The 15,651-nt window shown below is 62.4% G+C and carries 14 protein-coding genes, 1 tRNA gene and 1 pseudogene; 10 read left to right on the top strand and 6 right to left on the bottom strand.

Going from position 1 to position 15,651, the window contains the following annotated elements:
- Window positions 1-38: 38 nt before the first annotated feature.
- Entirely contained in the window at window positions 39-1,067 is a 1,029-nt protein-coding gene (locus FOC84_RS06665) for a helix-turn-helix domain-containing protein (RefSeq protein ID WP_173143735.1), read from the top strand.
- Here the strand turns inward: FOC84_RS06665 and FOC84_RS06660 are convergent.
- From FOC84_RS06660 to FOC84_RS06645, 4 genes are all read right to left on the bottom strand, one after another.
- Window positions 1,051-1,947: a hypothetical protein gene (locus FOC84_RS06660; protein ID WP_173143734.1), complete on the bottom strand. Its 897-nt coding sequence runs from the start codon at window positions 1,945-1,947 to the stop codon at window positions 1,051-1,053. The two genes, FOC84_RS06665 and FOC84_RS06660, sit on opposite strands and share 17 nt — an antisense overlap.
- On the bottom strand, window positions 1,944-2,777 hold the full coding sequence (locus FOC84_RS06655) for an acid phosphatase (RefSeq protein WP_254241923.1): 834 nt from the start codon (window positions 2,775-2,777) through the stop codon (window positions 1,944-1,946). The genes FOC84_RS06660 and FOC84_RS06655 overlap by 4 nt, the downstream gene beginning before the upstream one ends.
- 15 nt (window positions 2,778-2,792) lie before the next feature.
- Window positions 2,793-3,773 carry a DUF1214 domain-containing protein gene (locus tag FOC84_RS06650; RefSeq protein WP_254241922.1) on the bottom strand — a complete coding sequence of 327 codons (981 nt, stop codon included), beginning with the start codon at window positions 3,771-3,773 and terminating at the stop codon, window positions 2,793-2,795.
- A gap of 542 nt (window positions 3,774-4,315) precedes the next feature.
- Window positions 4,316-4,567, bottom strand: coding sequence for an acyl-homoserine-lactone synthase (locus FOC84_RS06645; protein ID WP_173143733.1), 252 nt, complete (start codon window positions 4,565-4,567; stop codon window positions 4,316-4,318).
- A 364-nt stretch (window positions 4,568-4,931) separates the two neighbouring features.
- On the opposite strand from FOC84_RS06645, the gene FOC84_RS33540 reads away from it, so the two are divergent.
- The 3 genes and pseudogenes from FOC84_RS33540 to FOC84_RS06630 all read left to right on the top strand — a co-directional run.
- Window positions 4,932-5,177 (top strand): hypothetical protein, encoded by a 246-nt coding sequence (locus tag FOC84_RS33540; protein WP_173143732.1) that lies wholly within the window; start codon window positions 4,932-4,934, stop codon window positions 5,175-5,177.
- A 70-nt stretch (window positions 5,178-5,247) separates the two neighbouring features.
- Window positions 5,248-5,427 carry a hypothetical protein gene (locus FOC84_RS06635; protein ID WP_173143731.1) on the top strand — a complete coding sequence of 60 codons (180 nt, stop codon included), beginning with the start codon at window positions 5,248-5,250 and terminating at the stop codon, window positions 5,425-5,427.
- Window positions 5,428-5,490: 63 nt separating this feature from the next.
- Window positions 5,491-5,706, top strand: a pseudogene (locus tag FOC84_RS06630) (transposase); the annotation flags it as partial.
- Between the two features lie 460 nt (window positions 5,707-6,166).
- Here FOC84_RS06630 and FOC84_RS06625 read toward each other — a convergent pair.
- Window positions 6,167-6,257: transfer RNA gene (locus FOC84_RS06625), tRNA-Ser, on the bottom strand.
- A 286-nt stretch (window positions 6,258-6,543) separates the two neighbouring features.
- On the opposite strand from FOC84_RS06625, the gene FOC84_RS06620 reads away from it, so the two are divergent.
- From FOC84_RS06620 to yaaA, 3 genes are all read left to right on the top strand, one after another.
- Window positions 6,544-7,761: a cation:proton antiporter domain-containing protein gene (locus FOC84_RS06620; RefSeq protein WP_173143729.1), complete on the top strand. Its 1,218-nt coding sequence runs from the start codon at window positions 6,544-6,546 to the stop codon at window positions 7,759-7,761.
- Between the two features lie 102 nt (window positions 7,762-7,863).
- Window positions 7,864-8,646 (top strand): 3-hydroxybutyrate dehydrogenase, encoded by a 783-nt coding sequence (locus FOC84_RS06615; protein WP_173143728.1) that lies wholly within the window; start codon window positions 7,864-7,866, stop codon window positions 8,644-8,646.
- A 14-nt stretch (window positions 8,647-8,660) separates the two neighbouring features.
- A complete protein-coding gene (gene yaaA / locus FOC84_RS06610; protein WP_173143727.1) occupies window positions 8,661-9,431 on the top strand; it encodes a peroxide stress protein YaaA in 771 nt (256 codons plus the stop codon).
- A gap of 58 nt (window positions 9,432-9,489) precedes the next feature.
- On the opposite strand, the gene FOC84_RS06605 is transcribed toward yaaA, so the two are convergent.
- The gene (locus tag FOC84_RS06605) at window positions 9,490-11,712 is read right to left on the bottom strand and encodes an FUSC family protein (RefSeq protein WP_173143726.1); all 2,223 of its coding nucleotides are present in this window, start codon (window positions 11,710-11,712) and stop codon (window positions 9,490-9,492) included.
- Window positions 11,713-12,185: 473 nt separating this feature from the next.
- On the opposite strand from FOC84_RS06605, the gene FOC84_RS06600 reads away from it, so the two are divergent.
- From FOC84_RS06600 to ilvC, 3 genes are all read left to right on the top strand, one after another.
- Window positions 12,186-13,901 (top strand): acetolactate synthase 3 catalytic subunit, encoded by a 1,716-nt coding sequence (locus FOC84_RS06600; RefSeq protein ID WP_173143725.1) that lies wholly within the window; start codon window positions 12,186-12,188, stop codon window positions 13,899-13,901.
- An 11-nt stretch (window positions 13,902-13,912) separates the two neighbouring features.
- Window positions 13,913-14,404: an acetolactate synthase small subunit gene (ilvN, locus tag FOC84_RS06595; RefSeq protein WP_054450173.1), complete on the top strand. Its 492-nt coding sequence runs from the start codon at window positions 13,913-13,915 to the stop codon at window positions 14,402-14,404.
- 76 nt (window positions 14,405-14,480) lie between these two features.
- Complete coding sequence (ilvC, locus tag FOC84_RS06590; protein WP_173143724.1) at window positions 14,481-15,497, top strand: ketol-acid reductoisomerase; 1,017 nt, start codon at window positions 14,481-14,483, stop codon at window positions 15,495-15,497.
- Window positions 15,498-15,651 lie beyond the last annotated feature (154 nt).

Raw genomic sequence — 15,651 nt, 5'->3', positions numbered from 1 at the left:
CGAAGCGCGTGCACCAAGCCGCCAGGGTAGGCGTCCATATGATTTCCTCGGAAACATTTATTTCCACCGACGCAATAGAGCATTCGCTGCGCGACGAGTACTGGCGCGATGTCACGCGTCCGTTCTGCGACACGACGCTGGCGTCGACGGACGGGAAGGCAACGTTGGAGGGAACCATGCGCCTGCGCCATGTAGGCGGATTGACGCTGGGGTCGACCACCTTCAACGCGCAGCGCTACAAGCGAGACCGGGCCACCATTGCGCGCAGCGGACTTGACCACTATCTGGTTCATGTTCTGGTTGCGGGCTCCATCCACGGTGATTTCGACAACCGTGACGTCGTGGCCGCCCCAGGGGGCATATGCATCATCGACCTGGCCCGGCCTTACGCATGCAGGGTGGATGCCGGCGAACGATTGGCCACGACCATTCCCCGCGCGGGCATCGACAAGTTGCTGGGCCCGCGCGATGTCCATGGATTCGTGCTGCAGGCCGGGCACCCAATGACTCGTCTGATCATGGACTACCTACGCGGTTTCCACGCCGTGTCTGGACAACTCTCCGCGAGCGAGGACGTCGCAGTGCAAGACGCCCTGACCACGCTGCTTTCCGCGGGCCTGTCCAACACGGCGCCCATCCAGGATGAGCCGAAATCCGTGCTCGCCCAGGCTTTGCGCGCGCGTGCGCTTGCCTATATCGATCGCCATCTTGCCGACCCCGAACTGGGCCCGGATCTGCTGGTGCAGCGATTCAGGGTCTCACGGGCTCACTTGTACCGCGTCTTTGCCGACCTCGGCGGAATCGCCCATGTGATCAGGAGCAAGCGCCTGGACGCGGCTTACGCCCGCCTGGTCGATCCACGGAGCGCGACGCGCCCGGTGAGCCAGGCCGCGGTGGATTGCGGCTTTCGGAACGCGGGACGATTCCGCCAGGCGTTCATGGCGCGCTTTGGCGTGGCGCCCGACGAAGCCGGCGAATGGGGCCGCAGCGCTTCGCCGCCGGCTGACCGCAGCAGTTTTCTATCGAGCCATTTTGCCGCGCACAGCCGTCTCAGAACCGGTAGGTAAATCCCATGATCGGTCCTTTCTGAATGACGTCGTACTCGAACCCATTCTTCCGATAGTCCACGCCCTGGATCCGGTAACCGGCCACCGCGGACAGCTTGGTGTTTATCTTGTAGCCGACGCCCGCAACCACGTCCCAGTCCAGATCGGCCTGGCCGGCGCCGATGTTTCCCCAACCGGTCAGGTACACGCTGTCGGTAAAGGAATACGTGCCGCGAAAGCCGGCAACCATGTCCACCCAGGTTGCGCTGTCGCGCTGTGTCACATGGTCGAGGATTCCCCCATGAAAACTCAACTTCGTGCTTACGCTCCAGACACGCAAGCCGGCAATCAAGTCCAGATGCGCGCGACCCGTACCGTGGATGGTGTATCCGCCTCCCAGCAGGCCCGAGAACGATTGCGAGGCCACGCCGATTTTTTCCGCCAGGATGCCCTTGGGCGTAGGGTCTTTGACAGAGGTCTTCGTGTACGCAATGTCGGCGAAGACACTGTAGCGGCCGCGACGGCCCTCCAGGATCCCCATGAATGCATAGTCCAGCTCATTGAAAATCTGTCCGAAGTCGGAGTCGAGCCTGGCCGGCGGAGAATCGAATTGCCGGACCGTGCCCTGGACTCCGGCCATCCATAGATAGGGGCTTACGCTGAACTGCCAATCGGACTTGCTTTCCCGTTCGGGCGCCGAGGGCGAATCCGCCATGCGGCCAGTGTCATCCGCTCGCGCGGCCTCTGGCAACGCTGACACGGCCACCAGCAACAGGGTGAACAGCAAGCCGACGCTTCTGCCTCGCTTCGACAGCGGCCAGACGCGAGGCGGAAACTGTCCCGTCTGCGTTTTTTTGCCAGCGCTTTCCTGCTCATCCGGCCCGTAGGGAACCGTGCTCATGAAGACGCAGCGGTCTCGGCGGCGCAGTCCCTGGGCGCATTGCCTCCCGCCGCCTTGATATTCTTCAGCTCCTGCTTGGCGGCGTCCAGGTCGGCGCGGAAGCCGGCGTCGCTTTGCAGCCTGCTGACCGTTGCCGCGCCCATGACGCGCCCGCCGTCCACATCGCTTTGCCAATGCGCATTGCAGATGACGCGGCTTTGCCCGAACGCCAGGCCGCGCGCCAGCAATTCATTCGCTCGTTGCGGGTTGATTTCGGCCAGGACGAGCGCCCAGGCCCATCCCACAGCGGTGTGGCCCGAAGGATAAGAACCGTCGTTGCGCAGGATTTCGTCATCCTGAGGCGTGCAAGTGCCTTCGTCGTGCAAGGCGAACGGCCGGGTCCGGTTGTACTTTTTCTTGACGCCATAGGTGGAAAGCCCTGCGTCCGTCAATACGCGGTGCATGAGCCGATAGGTTCGGGGCGTGTCTTGCTCGTCGATCCTGACGCCCATGGCGCAAGAGAAATTGTTGGCCGGCGCGGGAAACCTGAGATCGGCATCCCGCCTGGCCATCTCCCAGCGAGCGGTTTCGCGCTGCGCCAGGGCGGCTTTCCTGGCCTCTTCGTCGCGCGCGAACGCGGCGCTGTCTTTCGAGGGCGGAGCGCCCAGGAGTAGCAGGCTATTGGGCAGATCCGCCCGCTGCAGATAGCCGGGGGCCAATTCGAAGGGCGGATTGGTAACTTTTCCCGTTGCGGGGGAAGGCGGTTGCGCGCCGAGCCAGCCGGAAGCCGTCATGGACAGCAGGCCGCCAGCGGCCGCCAGTGCGCGGCCAAGGATGGAAATCTTGTGCATGCGAGGACTCCGGTTTCAGTGAACCACGGGTTGCGGCTGCGGGAAATGCCATTGGCCGCTCAATATCTGCTCATCCGGTTGATACAGCCTTACGGTGTAGTTCCAGTCCGGCATGATGGGCAGGCAATTCGCAATCTTTCCGTCGCAGCCGCCGAATTGGATGTCGATCGATCCGTCGGCGTTCTTCTTGGCGGTGAGATTGTTCAAGGAATAGGCGTCGTAGGGATTCTTCTGGAAGTAGCCCTCGGCGTTGTAGACGGCGATGGACCAGAAACCCTGGACGGGAACGGATCCGACACTGAGCCGGTACACCGTCTTTCCGTCGTTCTGCGGTATCACTCCCGTGAGGTAGGTGGCGTCCTTGCTGGGGTTTCCGCCCCATCCCGCCGCAGTCCCGATCAGATGATGGATGGGATCGACCTGGTCCTTGGAGCCAAACGCGCGGTTGTAGTTGGGTATGGCCGAGGCCAGCACCAGCAAGGCGTCACGCACCTTTTTCTGGCTTGCCTGATCCCATTTCGGAATGACAAAGGTACCGGCCTTGTCCTGGCTGACCCGCATCTCGTCCTGTAGCGCATGCACCTGTTCGAGATCCTTCTTGTCCGCCGGGTCCGCCAAGGTGCGGATGGCGACAAAGACATACCGAGTGCCGATTTGCTCTTTCGTCAGGAGATGGCGGCCCGCGCCATAGAAGACGGCGGGTACGTAGTGGTCTTCGTTGACCACGAGCATCGACATGAACCTTTCGCCCGCGTCGGGCAGCTCGATCGTGACGGGACCCGCATCAAGATCGAACACGCCGCTCGAGTAGAGCGTGTCGCGGTTCATCCGGATGACGTTCTGGGCATCGATGGCGACAGGCTCCCGGCTATGGACCAACTTGCCGAAACTGCCGTCCGACACCATCTTGGTCATGTAGAGATCGGACTCGGCACGGGCAAAATTGTCGATGCCCACGGGTATTGCCGTATCGGCGGCGGCGTGTGCATTTGCCATCCCCAAGGTTGCCAAGACCAGGGCGGCCGTGCGCACCGCATATGAATAAGACATTTGACTCTCTAGATCCGATGAAAACCCGCATCCGCCGGCCTCGCATTTGTCCAATGCGCGGTTGCGGTGCGCGGCACGTGCTGGCCGTGCCTTCTGCGGTCGGATTCTATGGAGGTCTTTCGCCTGCGGCTTGCCATATGGCGCCAAAGTGACATTGGTCCATATCTGGCGATGGCGCGCTGTCGGCCTCGCTGCGCACGCCAGCGCAGCTTCCGGGCGCCATGGGCCGATGCTGTGCCCGGCTTCAGGCCCAGGCCGCGGGCCGCTTGTGGCGTTGCTGTCGGTCTGCCGGGGCAGCCTTCCGTCGTTCTGTTTGCGTGGCGTCAAGGCCGCGAACAACGAAGGGTAATCCCCGCCAATTTTAGCGATTGCCAGAAGTAGGAACACTATGCGGCCATGGCTAGCCGCTTTCAGATGTTCCCAAGGTCGACAGCGTGGGAGCGCGGCAGCTCCCATACAAACGAGGATCTTGATGGGGCCGCCATTGATCATTTTGGGAATTCCCCAAGCAGATACTCTTTTGTGGTGGGTAGCAACCGAGCCGTGCCGATGACCGCCCAGCTCTGGTCCAGCGAGAAGATATGGCCTGTCTTGCCCGAGTCAAATTGATCGAACTCTGAATCGGGCGGACAAGGAAGTTTCCAACTCCGGAGTTTTTCGAACACGGCGTGGCGGTATTTTCCATGCTTGGCTAAAGGTCGTTTTCCTGCTCGTCCGTGTACAACTGTTTGAAGCACCATTGCGACCTCCAGTCCGGATCTATATATTGGACCGATAGACTGATCATTATGCAACTACCAATAATGATGGGCCGTAGTAGTCCGAAAAATTCAAGTTCCCCTTTGCATCCGTGCGCATTGTTGCTCAGTTTCCCTTGCGCTCCCTGACGCGTGAGCGTGGCTCACGCCTACTGTCGATCGAGTTGATCCTCGGTTTGAAAAGTCATGGAGCTCTCGTGGCGAAACCTGTGAGTGATGGCTCTAGCAATGGTCTTTTCTTTATCGAGCATCATGCCGGCCTTTTATCATTCATGTGCGGTCAGCGGATAGGCGATTATCTATTGGAGCCAGTTGCGATAGGGCGGGAGGCTACTGTTGGGGGGGGATGGAAAATAACGGAGAGGCCAAGGCGCTGCCCCCGGTTGAAATTCGAGTTCGGGAGAAGTGTATTTTCAATTACGATCAAAAATATATCGACCCAGGTGCTCAGGAACTGTGTCCGGCCGCTGTCCCGAGAAAAACTTCAGAGTTGCTCAAGAAATATGCGCTCGCTTCACATCGAATACTTGGCGTGCGTGGCTATTCAAGAAGTAATTTTATTGTTCGTTTCGATTGGGGAATAATTTTTTAAAATCAATACTCTTCCTTGCCTGACTGCAAGCTTTCTACTTCCGAAGGCTCTGAAAGCGGAAAATATTACAATGCAGCAGTTCCTGCTAGAGCAAGTTGCTATTGCAAAGTGGAGGTTCGAAGTAACCAAACTCTTTGAAAATGATCTTGGCGGTCACAATGCAGTGACCCGCGATTTGGAATCCCAAGTCGGAATTCAGGAAGGCGTTCGTAAGGCTCTCTTTCAGGGAGCGACTGACGTGCTCTCATAAGCTTCCCCTTCAGGTAGGCGCCGACCGGTGGAACTTCGGAATCTGCCTGAGTCGGAGATTTCCTTGAAGAAAAGTAGATTTACAGAGGGCCAGATCGTTGCCGTATTGAAGGGGGGGGGTGAAGCCGGCATGCCAGTCGCCGAGCTGTGTCGCAAACATGGCATCGGCGATGCCACGTCTTACCTTTGGAGGAGTGAGTACTCCGATGTTCAGAAGTCCGAGTTGCGGCGGCTGCGTGAACTGGAAGCTGAAAACGCCAAACTCAAGAGCATGTTTGCCGGCCGCGTCTTAAGTTGACTCGGCGCTACAAGAAGCGGCTGCCGGACCAATCTCTATAGGCATTTGGATCGGCCACAGAGCCCAATCGCCGTTGGGCGCTCTACATCATGCAGGACGCGCTCTGCGGCGGTCGACGGTTCCGAACGCTACGTGAGCGACGAGGCAAGCCGGGAGTGCTTGGCGATCGAGATAGGCATGCCCAACCCTTCGGCATGTCCGATTCGGGTCATGAGCTGTTTGATCGACTGCTGTGGGCCGCCTGACGCAATACGTCTGGATCAATGCCGCCCGCACGAGTCGATACGCGGCCTCCCGCCGGTGCAACTCATGCTTCGATTGACCCTCGCTCCGATCATCTATCAGCCAATGTCTGCTTGACAGGGATGCTTGCGCCCTCGACAGCCTAAAAGCAAAAGGCCCCTTTCGGGGCCTCTGCAAAGCACGTAAGTGCTTGGAATACTGGCGGAGAGGGTGGGATTCGAACCCACGGTACGGGGATACCGTACGCCTGATTTCGAGTCAGGTACATTCGACCACTCTGCCACCTCTCCTTGCTGGGTTTCGTAACGGCGGTGTTCCTGGCTGGCCTGGGTTACCCCAAGGGCCGGGTCTTCCACTAAAGATCCCTGGTCGGAAGGATCTTCGTTGTCGAAGCAGCGAAGCCCGCAATTCTACAGGATTTTTTTTGTTTGTGTAAAGGGGGTAGTTGAAAGTCCCCCACAGCGGGTTTCAACTGGCTTTCAGTGGCGGCGTTCTTTGCGCAGAATTCCGACATGCCGGGCGCTCCCGCCCAGGCAATGCGCCTGTCTAGGCGTTCATCCCGGAACCGCTAGTCCCATGGATCTGATCCTCATCCTCCTGCTTGCGGCCGTGCTGTGCGTGCCCCTGACCCAGTTGCTGGGCCTGGGCGCGATCCCGGGATACCTGCTTGCCGGCGTGTTGGTGGGGCCGTCCTGTCTCAGGCTCGTCACCAATGTGGACACCATGATCGGCGTGTCCCAGTGGGGCGTGGTGATGATGCTGTTCATCATCGGGCTGGAGCTTTCCCCCAAGCGCCTGTGGGCCATGCGCAACGAAGTCTTCGTGCTGGGTTCCTTGCAGATGCTGGCTTGCGGGCTGCTGCTGGCGGTGGTGTTCGGCGCGGCGCTGCGGCACTTGGCCGGCATGGAGTGGCAGGCGGCGATCCTTTGCGGCCTGTCGCTGGCCCTGTCGTCCACGGCGGTGGCCTTGCGGCTGCTGGACGAGCGCATGCTGACGCGCACGCCGCTGGGCAGGTCGGCGCTGGGGATACTGCTGTTCCAGGACATGGCGGCGATCCCGATGCTGGTGGCGGCGGGCCTGTTGGGTTCCGACGGAGCCTCGGCGCCTTCCTTCAAGGAGGCGCTGATCGCCGTGGTGGTGGTCGCCGCGGCGTACCGGCTGCGGCTGCTGGGCTGGGCCGCCCGGGCGCAACTGAACGAATTGTTCACGGCTGCCGCCCTGCTGATGGTGGTGGGCGCCGCCCAACTGTTCGACTACGCCGGCCTATCGGCGGGCCTAGGCGGGTTCCTGGTGGGCGTGTTGATGGCCGAGTCCCGCTACCGGGACGATCTGGAAAAGGCGATCGATCCGTTCAAGGGCCTGTTGCTGGGCCTGTTCTTCGTGGCCATCGGCATGTCGGTGAACTTGAAGGTGGTGGCCAACCATTGGCCTTTCATTCTAGTGGGCGTGTTCGCGCTGCTGCTGGTCAAGGCCTTGATTCTGTACGGCTTTTCGCGCTTCCTGGGCCTGCCGCGCTATCACCGCCTGCTGTTCGCCCTGGCGCTGGCGCAGGGCGGCGAGTTCAGCTTCGCCATCTTCAATGAAGCCTGGGACAACCATCTGATGAATCTGGAACAGCGCGATCTGCTGTCCGTCATCGTGGCGATTTCGATGGGCGTGGTGCCGATGCTGATCAAGCTGCTGGAACGCATACCCGAGAACCGGGGCGGCATGGCCGATCTGCCGGCGGCGGAACCGGCCCAGGACGAGACGCCGAAACCTCCCGCGCCACGCGACTCTCCTCCCGCTGCTTGACCCTGCGGGCCGTACGGACATGGCATGATTGCCGTCATGCCGGGCAGCTACACTTGACCCTTGCTTTGCCCGCCCAACGCGCCCGACCACAGGAGAATGCTCATGCTTAAAGGAAAAGTCGCCCTTGTCACCGGTTCCACCAGCGGCATCGGCCTGGGTATCGCCACTGCCTTTGCCCAGCAAGGCGCCGATATCGTCTTGAACGGCTTCGGCGATGCCGCCGAAATCGAAAAGCTCCGCGCCAGCCTGGCCGACAAGCACGGCGTGAAGGTCATCTACGACGGCGCCGACTTGTCCAAGGGCGCGGCCGTGCGCGAGCTGGTCGAGAACGCCGTGCGCCAGTTGGGCCGCATCGACATCCTGGTCAACAACGCCGGCATCCAGCACACCGCCTTGATCGAGGATTTCCCCACCGAAAAATGGGACGCGATCCTGGCGCTGAACCTGTCGGCCGTGTTCCATGGCACCGCCGCCGCCTTGCCGCACATGAAGAAGCAGGGATTCGGCCGCATCATCAACATCGCGTCGGCCCACGGCCTGGTGGCCTCGGCCAACAAGTCGGCCTACGTGGCGGCCAAGCATGGCGTGGTCGGTTTCACCAAGGTCACCGCGCTGGAGACGGCGGGGCAGGGCATCACCGCCAACTCCATCTGCCCGGGCTGGGTCCGCACCCCGCTGGTTGAAAAGCAGATCACCGCGATGGCGGAAAAGAACGGCGTCGATCAGGAAACCGCCGCGCGCGAACTGCTGAGCGAGAAGCAACCGTCGCTGCAGTTCGTGACGCCGGAGCAGTTGGGGGGCACCGCGGTGTTCCTGGCTTCGGACGCTGCCGCGCAAATCACAGGTACGTCCGTCTCGGTCGATGGCGGCTGGACGGCACGCTAAAAAGGAATTCCCGAATGCTGTTTCTGCTTTCTCCCGCCAAGAAGCTGGATTACGACTCGCCGCTGCACATCGAGACGCATACCCAGCCGCTGTTCGTGGACCAGGCCGCCGCCCTCATCAAAGTGCTGAAGACCAAGTCGGCCGAGGACATCTCCGAACTCATGAGCCTGAGCCCGGCGCTGTCCGAGCTGAACGTGCAGCGCTATGCCCACTGGAAGCGCAGCTTCACGCAGACCAATTCGCGCCAGGCGGTGCTGGCTTTCAACGGCGACGTCTACGAAGGGCTGGAGGCCGCCACCCTGTCGGCCAAGCAGCTGGATTGGGCGCAAGAGCACGTGGCCATCCTGAGCGGCCTGTATGGCGTGCTGCGCCCGCTGGACCTGATGCAGCCGTACCGCCTGGAAATGGGCACGCGCCTGGCCACGCCCAAGGGCAAGAACCTGTACGAGTACTGGGGGCCGGCCATCGCCGATTACCTGAACGAACGGCAGGCCGGCCAGAAGACGCCCGTCATCGTCAACCTGGCGTCCGAGGAATACTTCAAGTCGGTCGACCTGAAGACGCTGAAGGCGCGGGTGGTGCAGTGCGTGTTCCAGGACTGGAAGAACGGCGCCTGGAAGATCATCAGCTTCCACGCCAAGCGCGCGCGCGGCCTGATGGCGCGCTACGCGATCCTGCACAAGGTGTCCAAGCCCGAAGGCCTGCAGGGCTTCGACCTGGAAGGCTACAAGTTCGACGCCTCCGCCTCGTCGCAAGACAAGCTGGTGTTCCGCCGCAAGGTCTGATCCGGTCCCGGGCCTCGCGCCCGGGATTCCCCGATTCCGCCAGCTCAACCCAAGGCGGTCACGCTGCCGCCGCCACCCGCGGCGCGTGCGTGGGATCGGCCAGCGCGTGCAATTCCTGGCGGATCATGTGCGCCGCCTTCAGCATCTGCTTGATCGGATAAACCAGCGCCGCCAGTTCGCCTTCGGTGTCGAACTGGGTCGGCAGGCCGGTCGGCGCTTGCGCCCGATTCTCGTCCAGCAGGTCCACCATGCCGGTCAGCGCCCGCTGCACGGCCTCGGGCGTGGCCGGCAGGGCGGCCAGGATGGGAATGACCGCCGTGATCTGCGAAGCCAGGATGTGGTTCTGGATCAGCAGGTTGTTCAGCTCGGGCACGCTCACCTGGTGCGACGTGGGCTCGCTCATCATGCGGTAGAACGCTTCGGCGAAATTGCTGAAGGCGATGTGCACGTTCTTGCGCGCCAGCCGCCACGCCAGGTCGGCGTCCGTCACCGCCGGGGTTTCGCCGGCGGCGGCGCCCACCGGCGCGCCGTGGGCCTGCATGGCCTCGACATAGCGCAGGCCCGCGATCAGGTATTCGCGGTTGGCGCGCGTGGCCGCGGCCGCCAGAGGTTTCAGGTAGCGGGCCTCCCACCAGGGCAGGATGTAGCTGCAGATCAGCGCCAGCGCGCAGCCGATCAGCGTGTCGATGGCGCGTTCGCCGATCACCGCCATGGAGACGGTGCCCGGCGACACGAAGTGGAACACCAGCACCACGAACAGCGTGTTGAAGGTGGCGCTGGCCATGTAGTTCAGCTGCACCAGGCTGTTGCCCATGATGCAGGCGCCCAGCAGCGCCGCGAACAGGAGTTCCGGCCGATCGGTCAGGTTGAACAGCAGCAAGGCCAGAATGCAGCCGATCAGCGTGCCCATCAGGCGCCAGCTGTTGCGCTGGCGCGTCAGCGCGAAACCGGGCTTCATGATGATGACGATCGTCAGCATGATCCAGTAGTTATGCGCGGAAAATGCCGGCGACAGCCACTGGCTGGCCAGGGTCATGGCGATGGCCGCGGCGGCCGTTACGCGCAGCGCGTAGCGGAAGTGCGGCGAATCCAGGCGCAGGTTGCTGGTCAAGAGCCCCACGCGGAATTCCTGGCGCGAAATGAAGCGCGTCAGCGACTTGTTGATGCGCAGCACGTCGGTCGGCTTGGCGTCGGGCGAGGCGGCGGTATGGTCGGCCAGGCGGTTGACGATGCGCGCCGAATTGCGCAGCCGGCGCAGCACCTGGACGATCAGCGCCAGCATCTCCGGCTCCCGCTCGCCCAGGCCCTGCTGCTTGAGCTGTTCGATCTCGTACTCGATGGCGCGCAGCTCGGCCTTGGCGCTGCTGCGGTACTGCACCTTGCGTCCGCGCGACACGTCCAGCGCGATGCGGTTGAGCTCCAGCGACATCTTCACCAGCGCGTCGCGCATGAACATCAGGCAATCGCTGCCAGCCAGCGCGCGGCGCAGCGCGGGGTAGTCGGTGTGCGTGGCCACCAGCGTGTCCAGCAGCTGCAGCATGTCCACGAACATGTTCCAGATCATCACGCGCTGACGGTCGCCCAGGCCCTTGCCGCGGGGCAGGGCGCGCAGCACCATGTCGCGCGCCGCCTGGTGCTTTTCAGTCATGACGGATTGGCGCTGCATGACCTCGCGATAGGCGTCGTCGAGGTCGGCCGTTTCGTCGTAGAAGGCCGCGCGCGCCGCCACATAGTCGGCGGTGGCGAACAGCGCCACCGACATGGCTTGCTGCTCTTCACGCAGCCAGAACAGGCGCGAGAATCCCAGGCTGAACGCCACGTAGAACAGCGCCCCGCCCAGCGTGGCCGCGGCGTGCGCCAGCACCTCGTGCGGCGCCAGCGGCGAATGCATGGTCAGGGTCATCAGCAGCAGCCCGGCAAAGCCGATCAGCCCGCCGCGCTTGCCGAACACCGTGAACATCGAATAGACGAAACACTGCGCGATGACCGCCAGCCAGATCAGCACGGGGTGCGAGGACGCGAAGCCGGTGATGATGACGGTCAGCGTACCCAGCGCGGCGCCGCCCAGCATCTCGTTGGTGCGGTGGCGCTGCGGCCCGCCCGGCTGGTCGATGATGGCGAGGCACTGCGCGCCGAAGGTCGCGACCAGCCCGGTGGTGTAGTTGCCGAAGAGGCCGCCCAGCACCAGCACGGGCAACAGCATTCCCACCCCCTGGCGCACCCCTCCGAAGAAGTAGTGGCTGTAGAGGAAGCGGCGGATGCTGGCAATGCGCAAATCCATGGGCGGCGGGTTCGATTTTGGGAGACGAAACAAGTATAGAGAGACTGCCCAGATTTTTGGGGTCGGATGGTTACCGAACCTTCCACGCAACGCTGGTGCAAAAGCCGATTTGCCACCTTTGACGCAACGCGGTAAATTGCTCCACTTGCACCGGTCTGCCTATCCGAAACCGGTGCGTTGAGGCGGATTGCCTGGATCACCCCCCAGCCATCCCGCAGCAGTTACACCTGCCGTTGGCCGCGCCACAAGCGTGTGTTGCCAAGGCTTCCATTTCGACCTCCAGCGTCCCCCAGGGGCGTTTGCACTGCGTTCTTGTCGAGCGTGTGCCGGGTCGGCAAGGTGTCCGGGTGGCGTGGCTCCGTGAGCCGCAAAGCGCCGGATCATGTTGTCGGAACCGGTATGGGTTCAGTTGCCGCCGTATCCGGGCGAGCAGCAGTCAGGGTTGCAGGGCCGGTACTGAAAGGAATGACAACATGGAACTGAATGGCGCCGACATCGTCGTGCGCTGCCTGGCCGATGAAGGCGTGGAACACGTTTTCGGCTACCCTGGCGGCGCGGTGCTTTACATCTACGACGCGATTTTCAAGCAAGACAAATTCCAGCATATCCTGGTTCGTCACGAGCAGGCCGCCGTGCACGCCGCCGATGCCTATTCGCGCTCGTCGCAAAAGGTCGGCGTCTGCCTCGTGACCAGCGGACCGGGCGTGACCAATGCCGTCACCGGCATCGCCACCGCCTACATGGATTCCATCCCCATGGTCATCATCAGCGGGCAGGTGCCCACTGCGGCCATTGGCGAGGACGCCTTCCAGGAATGCGACACCGTCGGCATCACGCGTCCCTGCGTCAAGCACAACTTCCTCGTGCGCGACGTCAAGGACCTGGCCGAAACCATGCGCCGCGCGTTCTACATCGCGCGCACCGGCCGTCCCGGCCCGGTGCTGGTGGATATCCCCAAGGACATCACCATCGCGCAGTGCAAGTACACGCCGCCCAAGGGCGAGATCTCGATGCGCTCCTACGCGCCCGTCAACAAGGGCCACCAGGGGCAGATCAAGAAAGCCGTGCAGATGCTGCTGGCCGCCGAGCGGCCGATGATCTACACGGGCGGCGGGGTGATCCTGTCGAACGCCGCGCCCGAACTGAACAAGCTCGTGTCGCAACTGGGCGCGCCCTGCACCAGCACCCTGATGGGCCTGGGCGGCTACCCGGCCAGCAGCGGCCAGTTCGTGGGCATGCCCGGCATGCACGGCACCTACGAGGCCAATATGGCGATGCAGCACTGCGACGTGCTGCTGGCCATTGGCGCCCGTTTCGACGACCGCGTGATCGGCAACCCCAAGCACTTCGCCCAGAACGCCCGCAAGATCATCCATATCGATATCGATCCCTCGTCGATCTCCAAGCGCGTGCGCGTGGACGTCCCGATCGTCGGTAACGTCAAGGACGTCCTGGCGGACCTCAGCGCGCAGTACGACATCGCCGCGGCCGAGCACAAGCCCGCCCCGATCACCAAGTGGTGGGAGCAGGTCGAGTCCTGGCGCGGCAAGGAATGCCTGAAGTTCGCCAACTCGGACGAGGTCATCAAGCCGCAATACGTGGTGGAAAAGCTCTGGGAAGTGACCGGCGGCGACGCCTTCGTGACTTCCGACGTGGGCCAGCACCAGATGTGGGCCGCGCAGTACTACAAGTTCGACAAGCCGCGCCGCTGGATCAACTCCGGCGGCCTGGGCACCATGGGCGTGGGCCTGCCGTACGCCATGGGCGTGCAGATGGCCAATCCTGGACACGACGTCGCCGTCATCACTGGCGAAGGGTCCATCCAGATGAACATCCAGGAACTGTCGACCTGCCACCAGTACCGCCTGACGCCGAAGATCATCTGCCTGAACAACCGCTTCCTGGGCATGGTCCGGCAGTGGCAGCAGATCGACTACGGTTCGCGCTATTCCGAGTCCTACATGGATTCGCTGCCCGATTTCGTCAAGGTGGCCGAGGCCTATGGCCACGTGGGTCTGCGCATCGAGCGCCCGGCGGACGTCGAGCCGGCGCTGCGCGAAGCGTTCAAGAAGCACAAGGATCGCCTGGTGTTCCTGGACTTCATCACCGACCGCACCGAAAACGTGTGGCCGATGGTCAAGGCCGGCCGCGGGCTGACCGAAATGCTGCTCGGCTCTGAAGACCTGTAAGGAGGCCACCCATGAAGCACGTGATTTCCGTCCTCCTCGAAAACGAACCCGGCGCGCTGTCGCGCGTGGTGGGCCTGTTTTCCGCGCGGGGCTACAACATCGAGACCCTGACCGTGGCGCCCACCGAGGACTCCACGCTGTCGCGCATGACCATCGTGACCACCGGTTCCGATGAAATCATCGAGCAGATCACCAAACACCTGAACCGCCTGGTGGATGTGGTCAAGGTCGTCGACCTGACCGAAGGCGCTCACATCGAGCGCGAGCTGATGCTCGTGAAGGTGCGCGCGGTCGGCAAGGAGCGCGAGGAAATGAAGCGCATGGCGGATATCTTCCGCGGCCGCATCATCGACGTGACCGACAAGTCCTACACCATCGAATTGACGGGGGTGCAGGAAAAAGTACAGGCCTTCCTGGAGGCCCTGGACCGCAGTGCAATCCTTGAAACCGTGCGCACCGGCGTGTCCGGCATCGGACGCGGTGAACGGATTTTGAAGATTTGACCGGCCTTCCAGGCTACGCAGCACCCTACATCTGAATTAAACAAATATCCAAAATACTGGAATCTGGAGCACAACCATGAAAGTTTTCTACGACAAAGACTGCGATCTCTCCCTGGTCAAGGGCAAGACTGTTGCCATCATCGGCTACGGCTCGCAAGGCCACGCGCACGCGCAGAACCTGCATGAGTCCGGCGTGAAGGTCGTGGTCGGCCTGCGCAAGGGCGGCGCCTCGTGGAACAAGGCCGCCAACGCCGGTCTGGAAGTCAAGGAAGTCGCCGACGCCGTCAAGTCCGCCGACATCGTCATGATGTTGCTGCCCGACGAGAACATCGCTTCGGTCTACAACAAGGAAGTGCACGCCAACATCAAGCCCGGCGCCGCCCTGGCGTTCGCCCACGGCTTCAATGTGCACTACGGCCAGGTCGTGCCGCGCGAAGACATCGACGTCATCATGATCGCCCCGAAGGCCCCGGGCCACACGGTGCGCAACACGTACAAGCAAGGTGGCGGCGTGCCCCACCTGGTGGCCGTGTACCAGGACAAGTCGGGCGCCGCGCGTGACGTGGCCCTGTCGTACGCCAGCGCCAACGGCGGCGGCCGTGCCGGCATCATCGAAACCAACTTCCGCGAAGAAACCGAAACCGACCTGTTCGGCGAACAGGCCGTGCTGTGCGGCGGTACCGTCGAACTGATCAAGGCCGGTTTCGACACGCTGACGGAAGCCGGCTACGCGCCCGAAATGGCGTACTTCGAGTGCCTGCACGAACTGAAGCTGATCGTCGATCTGATCTATGAAGGCGGCATCGCCAACATGAACTACTCGATCTCGAACAACGCCGAGTTCGGCGAGTACGAAACGGGTCCGAAGATCGTCACCGACGAAACCCGCAAGGCCATGCGCCAGTGCCTGACGGACATCCAGACCGGCGAATACGCCAAGAAGTTCATCCTGGAAAACACCGCCGGCGCCCCGACGCTGACCTCGCGCCGCCGCATCAACGCGGAATCGCAGATCGAGCAAGTGGGCGGCAAGCTGCGCGCCATGATGCCCTGGATCGCCGCCAACAAGCTGGTGGACAAGTCCAAGAACTGATCCATGCCACTGCGCGGGGGTGACCCCGCGCAATCAGGGTCATAGCGGCATGCCTGCGAGGGCATGCCGCTTTTTTTTTGGCGTCCCCGTCGATTTGCCCAGGTACGCGGCTTGCTCCGCCCCGCAAGCGGGGCCAGATGGGTTAACCTTTCAA

The sequence above is a fragment of the Achromobacter pestifer genome (assembly GCF_013267355.1).
Classification (GTDB): domain Bacteria; phylum Pseudomonadota; class Gammaproteobacteria; order Burkholderiales; family Burkholderiaceae_B; genus Achromobacter; species Achromobacter pestifer_A.
This window is presented reverse-complemented; position numbering and strand designations above follow the sequence as displayed.

Excerpts from the sequence above, each read along its gene's own strand:
- ilvN (WP_054450173.1), top strand. The coding sequence starts at position 13,913 with ATGAAGCACGTGATTTCCGTCCTCCTCGAAAACGAACCCGGCGCGCTG.
- ilvC (WP_173143724.1), top strand. The coding sequence starts at position 14,481 with ATGAAAGTTTTCTACGACAAAGACTGCGATCTCTCCCTGGTCAAGGGC.
- FOC84_RS06605 (WP_173143726.1), bottom strand. The coding sequence starts at position 11,712 with ATGGATTTGCGCATTGCCAGCATCCGCCGCTTCCTCTACAGCCACTAC.
- FOC84_RS06645 (WP_173143733.1), bottom strand. The coding sequence starts at position 4,567 with ATGGTGCTTCAAACAGTTGTACACGGACGAGCAGGAAAACGACCTTTA.
- FOC84_RS06635 (WP_173143731.1), top strand. The coding sequence starts at position 5,248 with ATGCAGCAGTTCCTGCTAGAGCAAGTTGCTATTGCAAAGTGGAGGTTC.
- FOC84_RS06600 (WP_173143725.1), top strand. The coding sequence starts at position 12,186 with ATGGAACTGAATGGCGCCGACATCGTCGTGCGCTGCCTGGCCGATGAA.
- FOC84_RS06615 (WP_173143728.1), top strand. The coding sequence starts at position 7,864 with ATGCTTAAAGGAAAAGTCGCCCTTGTCACCGGTTCCACCAGCGGCATC.
- FOC84_RS33540 (WP_173143732.1), top strand. The coding sequence starts at position 4,932 with ATGGAAAATAACGGAGAGGCCAAGGCGCTGCCCCCGGTTGAAATTCGA.
- FOC84_RS06620 (WP_173143729.1), top strand. The coding sequence starts at position 6,544 with ATGGATCTGATCCTCATCCTCCTGCTTGCGGCCGTGCTGTGCGTGCCC.
- FOC84_RS06650 (WP_254241922.1), bottom strand. The coding sequence starts at position 3,773 with ATGGCAAATGCACACGCCGCCGCCGATACGGCAATACCCGTGGGCATC.
- yaaA (WP_173143727.1), top strand. The coding sequence starts at position 8,661 with ATGCTGTTTCTGCTTTCTCCCGCCAAGAAGCTGGATTACGACTCGCCG.
- FOC84_RS06665 (WP_173143735.1), top strand. The coding sequence starts at position 39 with ATGATTTCCTCGGAAACATTTATTTCCACCGACGCAATAGAGCATTCG.
- FOC84_RS06655 (WP_254241923.1), bottom strand. The coding sequence starts at position 2,777 with ATGCACAAGATTTCCATCCTTGGCCGCGCACTGGCGGCCGCTGGCGGC.
- FOC84_RS06660 (WP_173143734.1), bottom strand. The coding sequence starts at position 1,947 with ATGAGCACGGTTCCCTACGGGCCGGATGAGCAGGAAAGCGCTGGCAAA.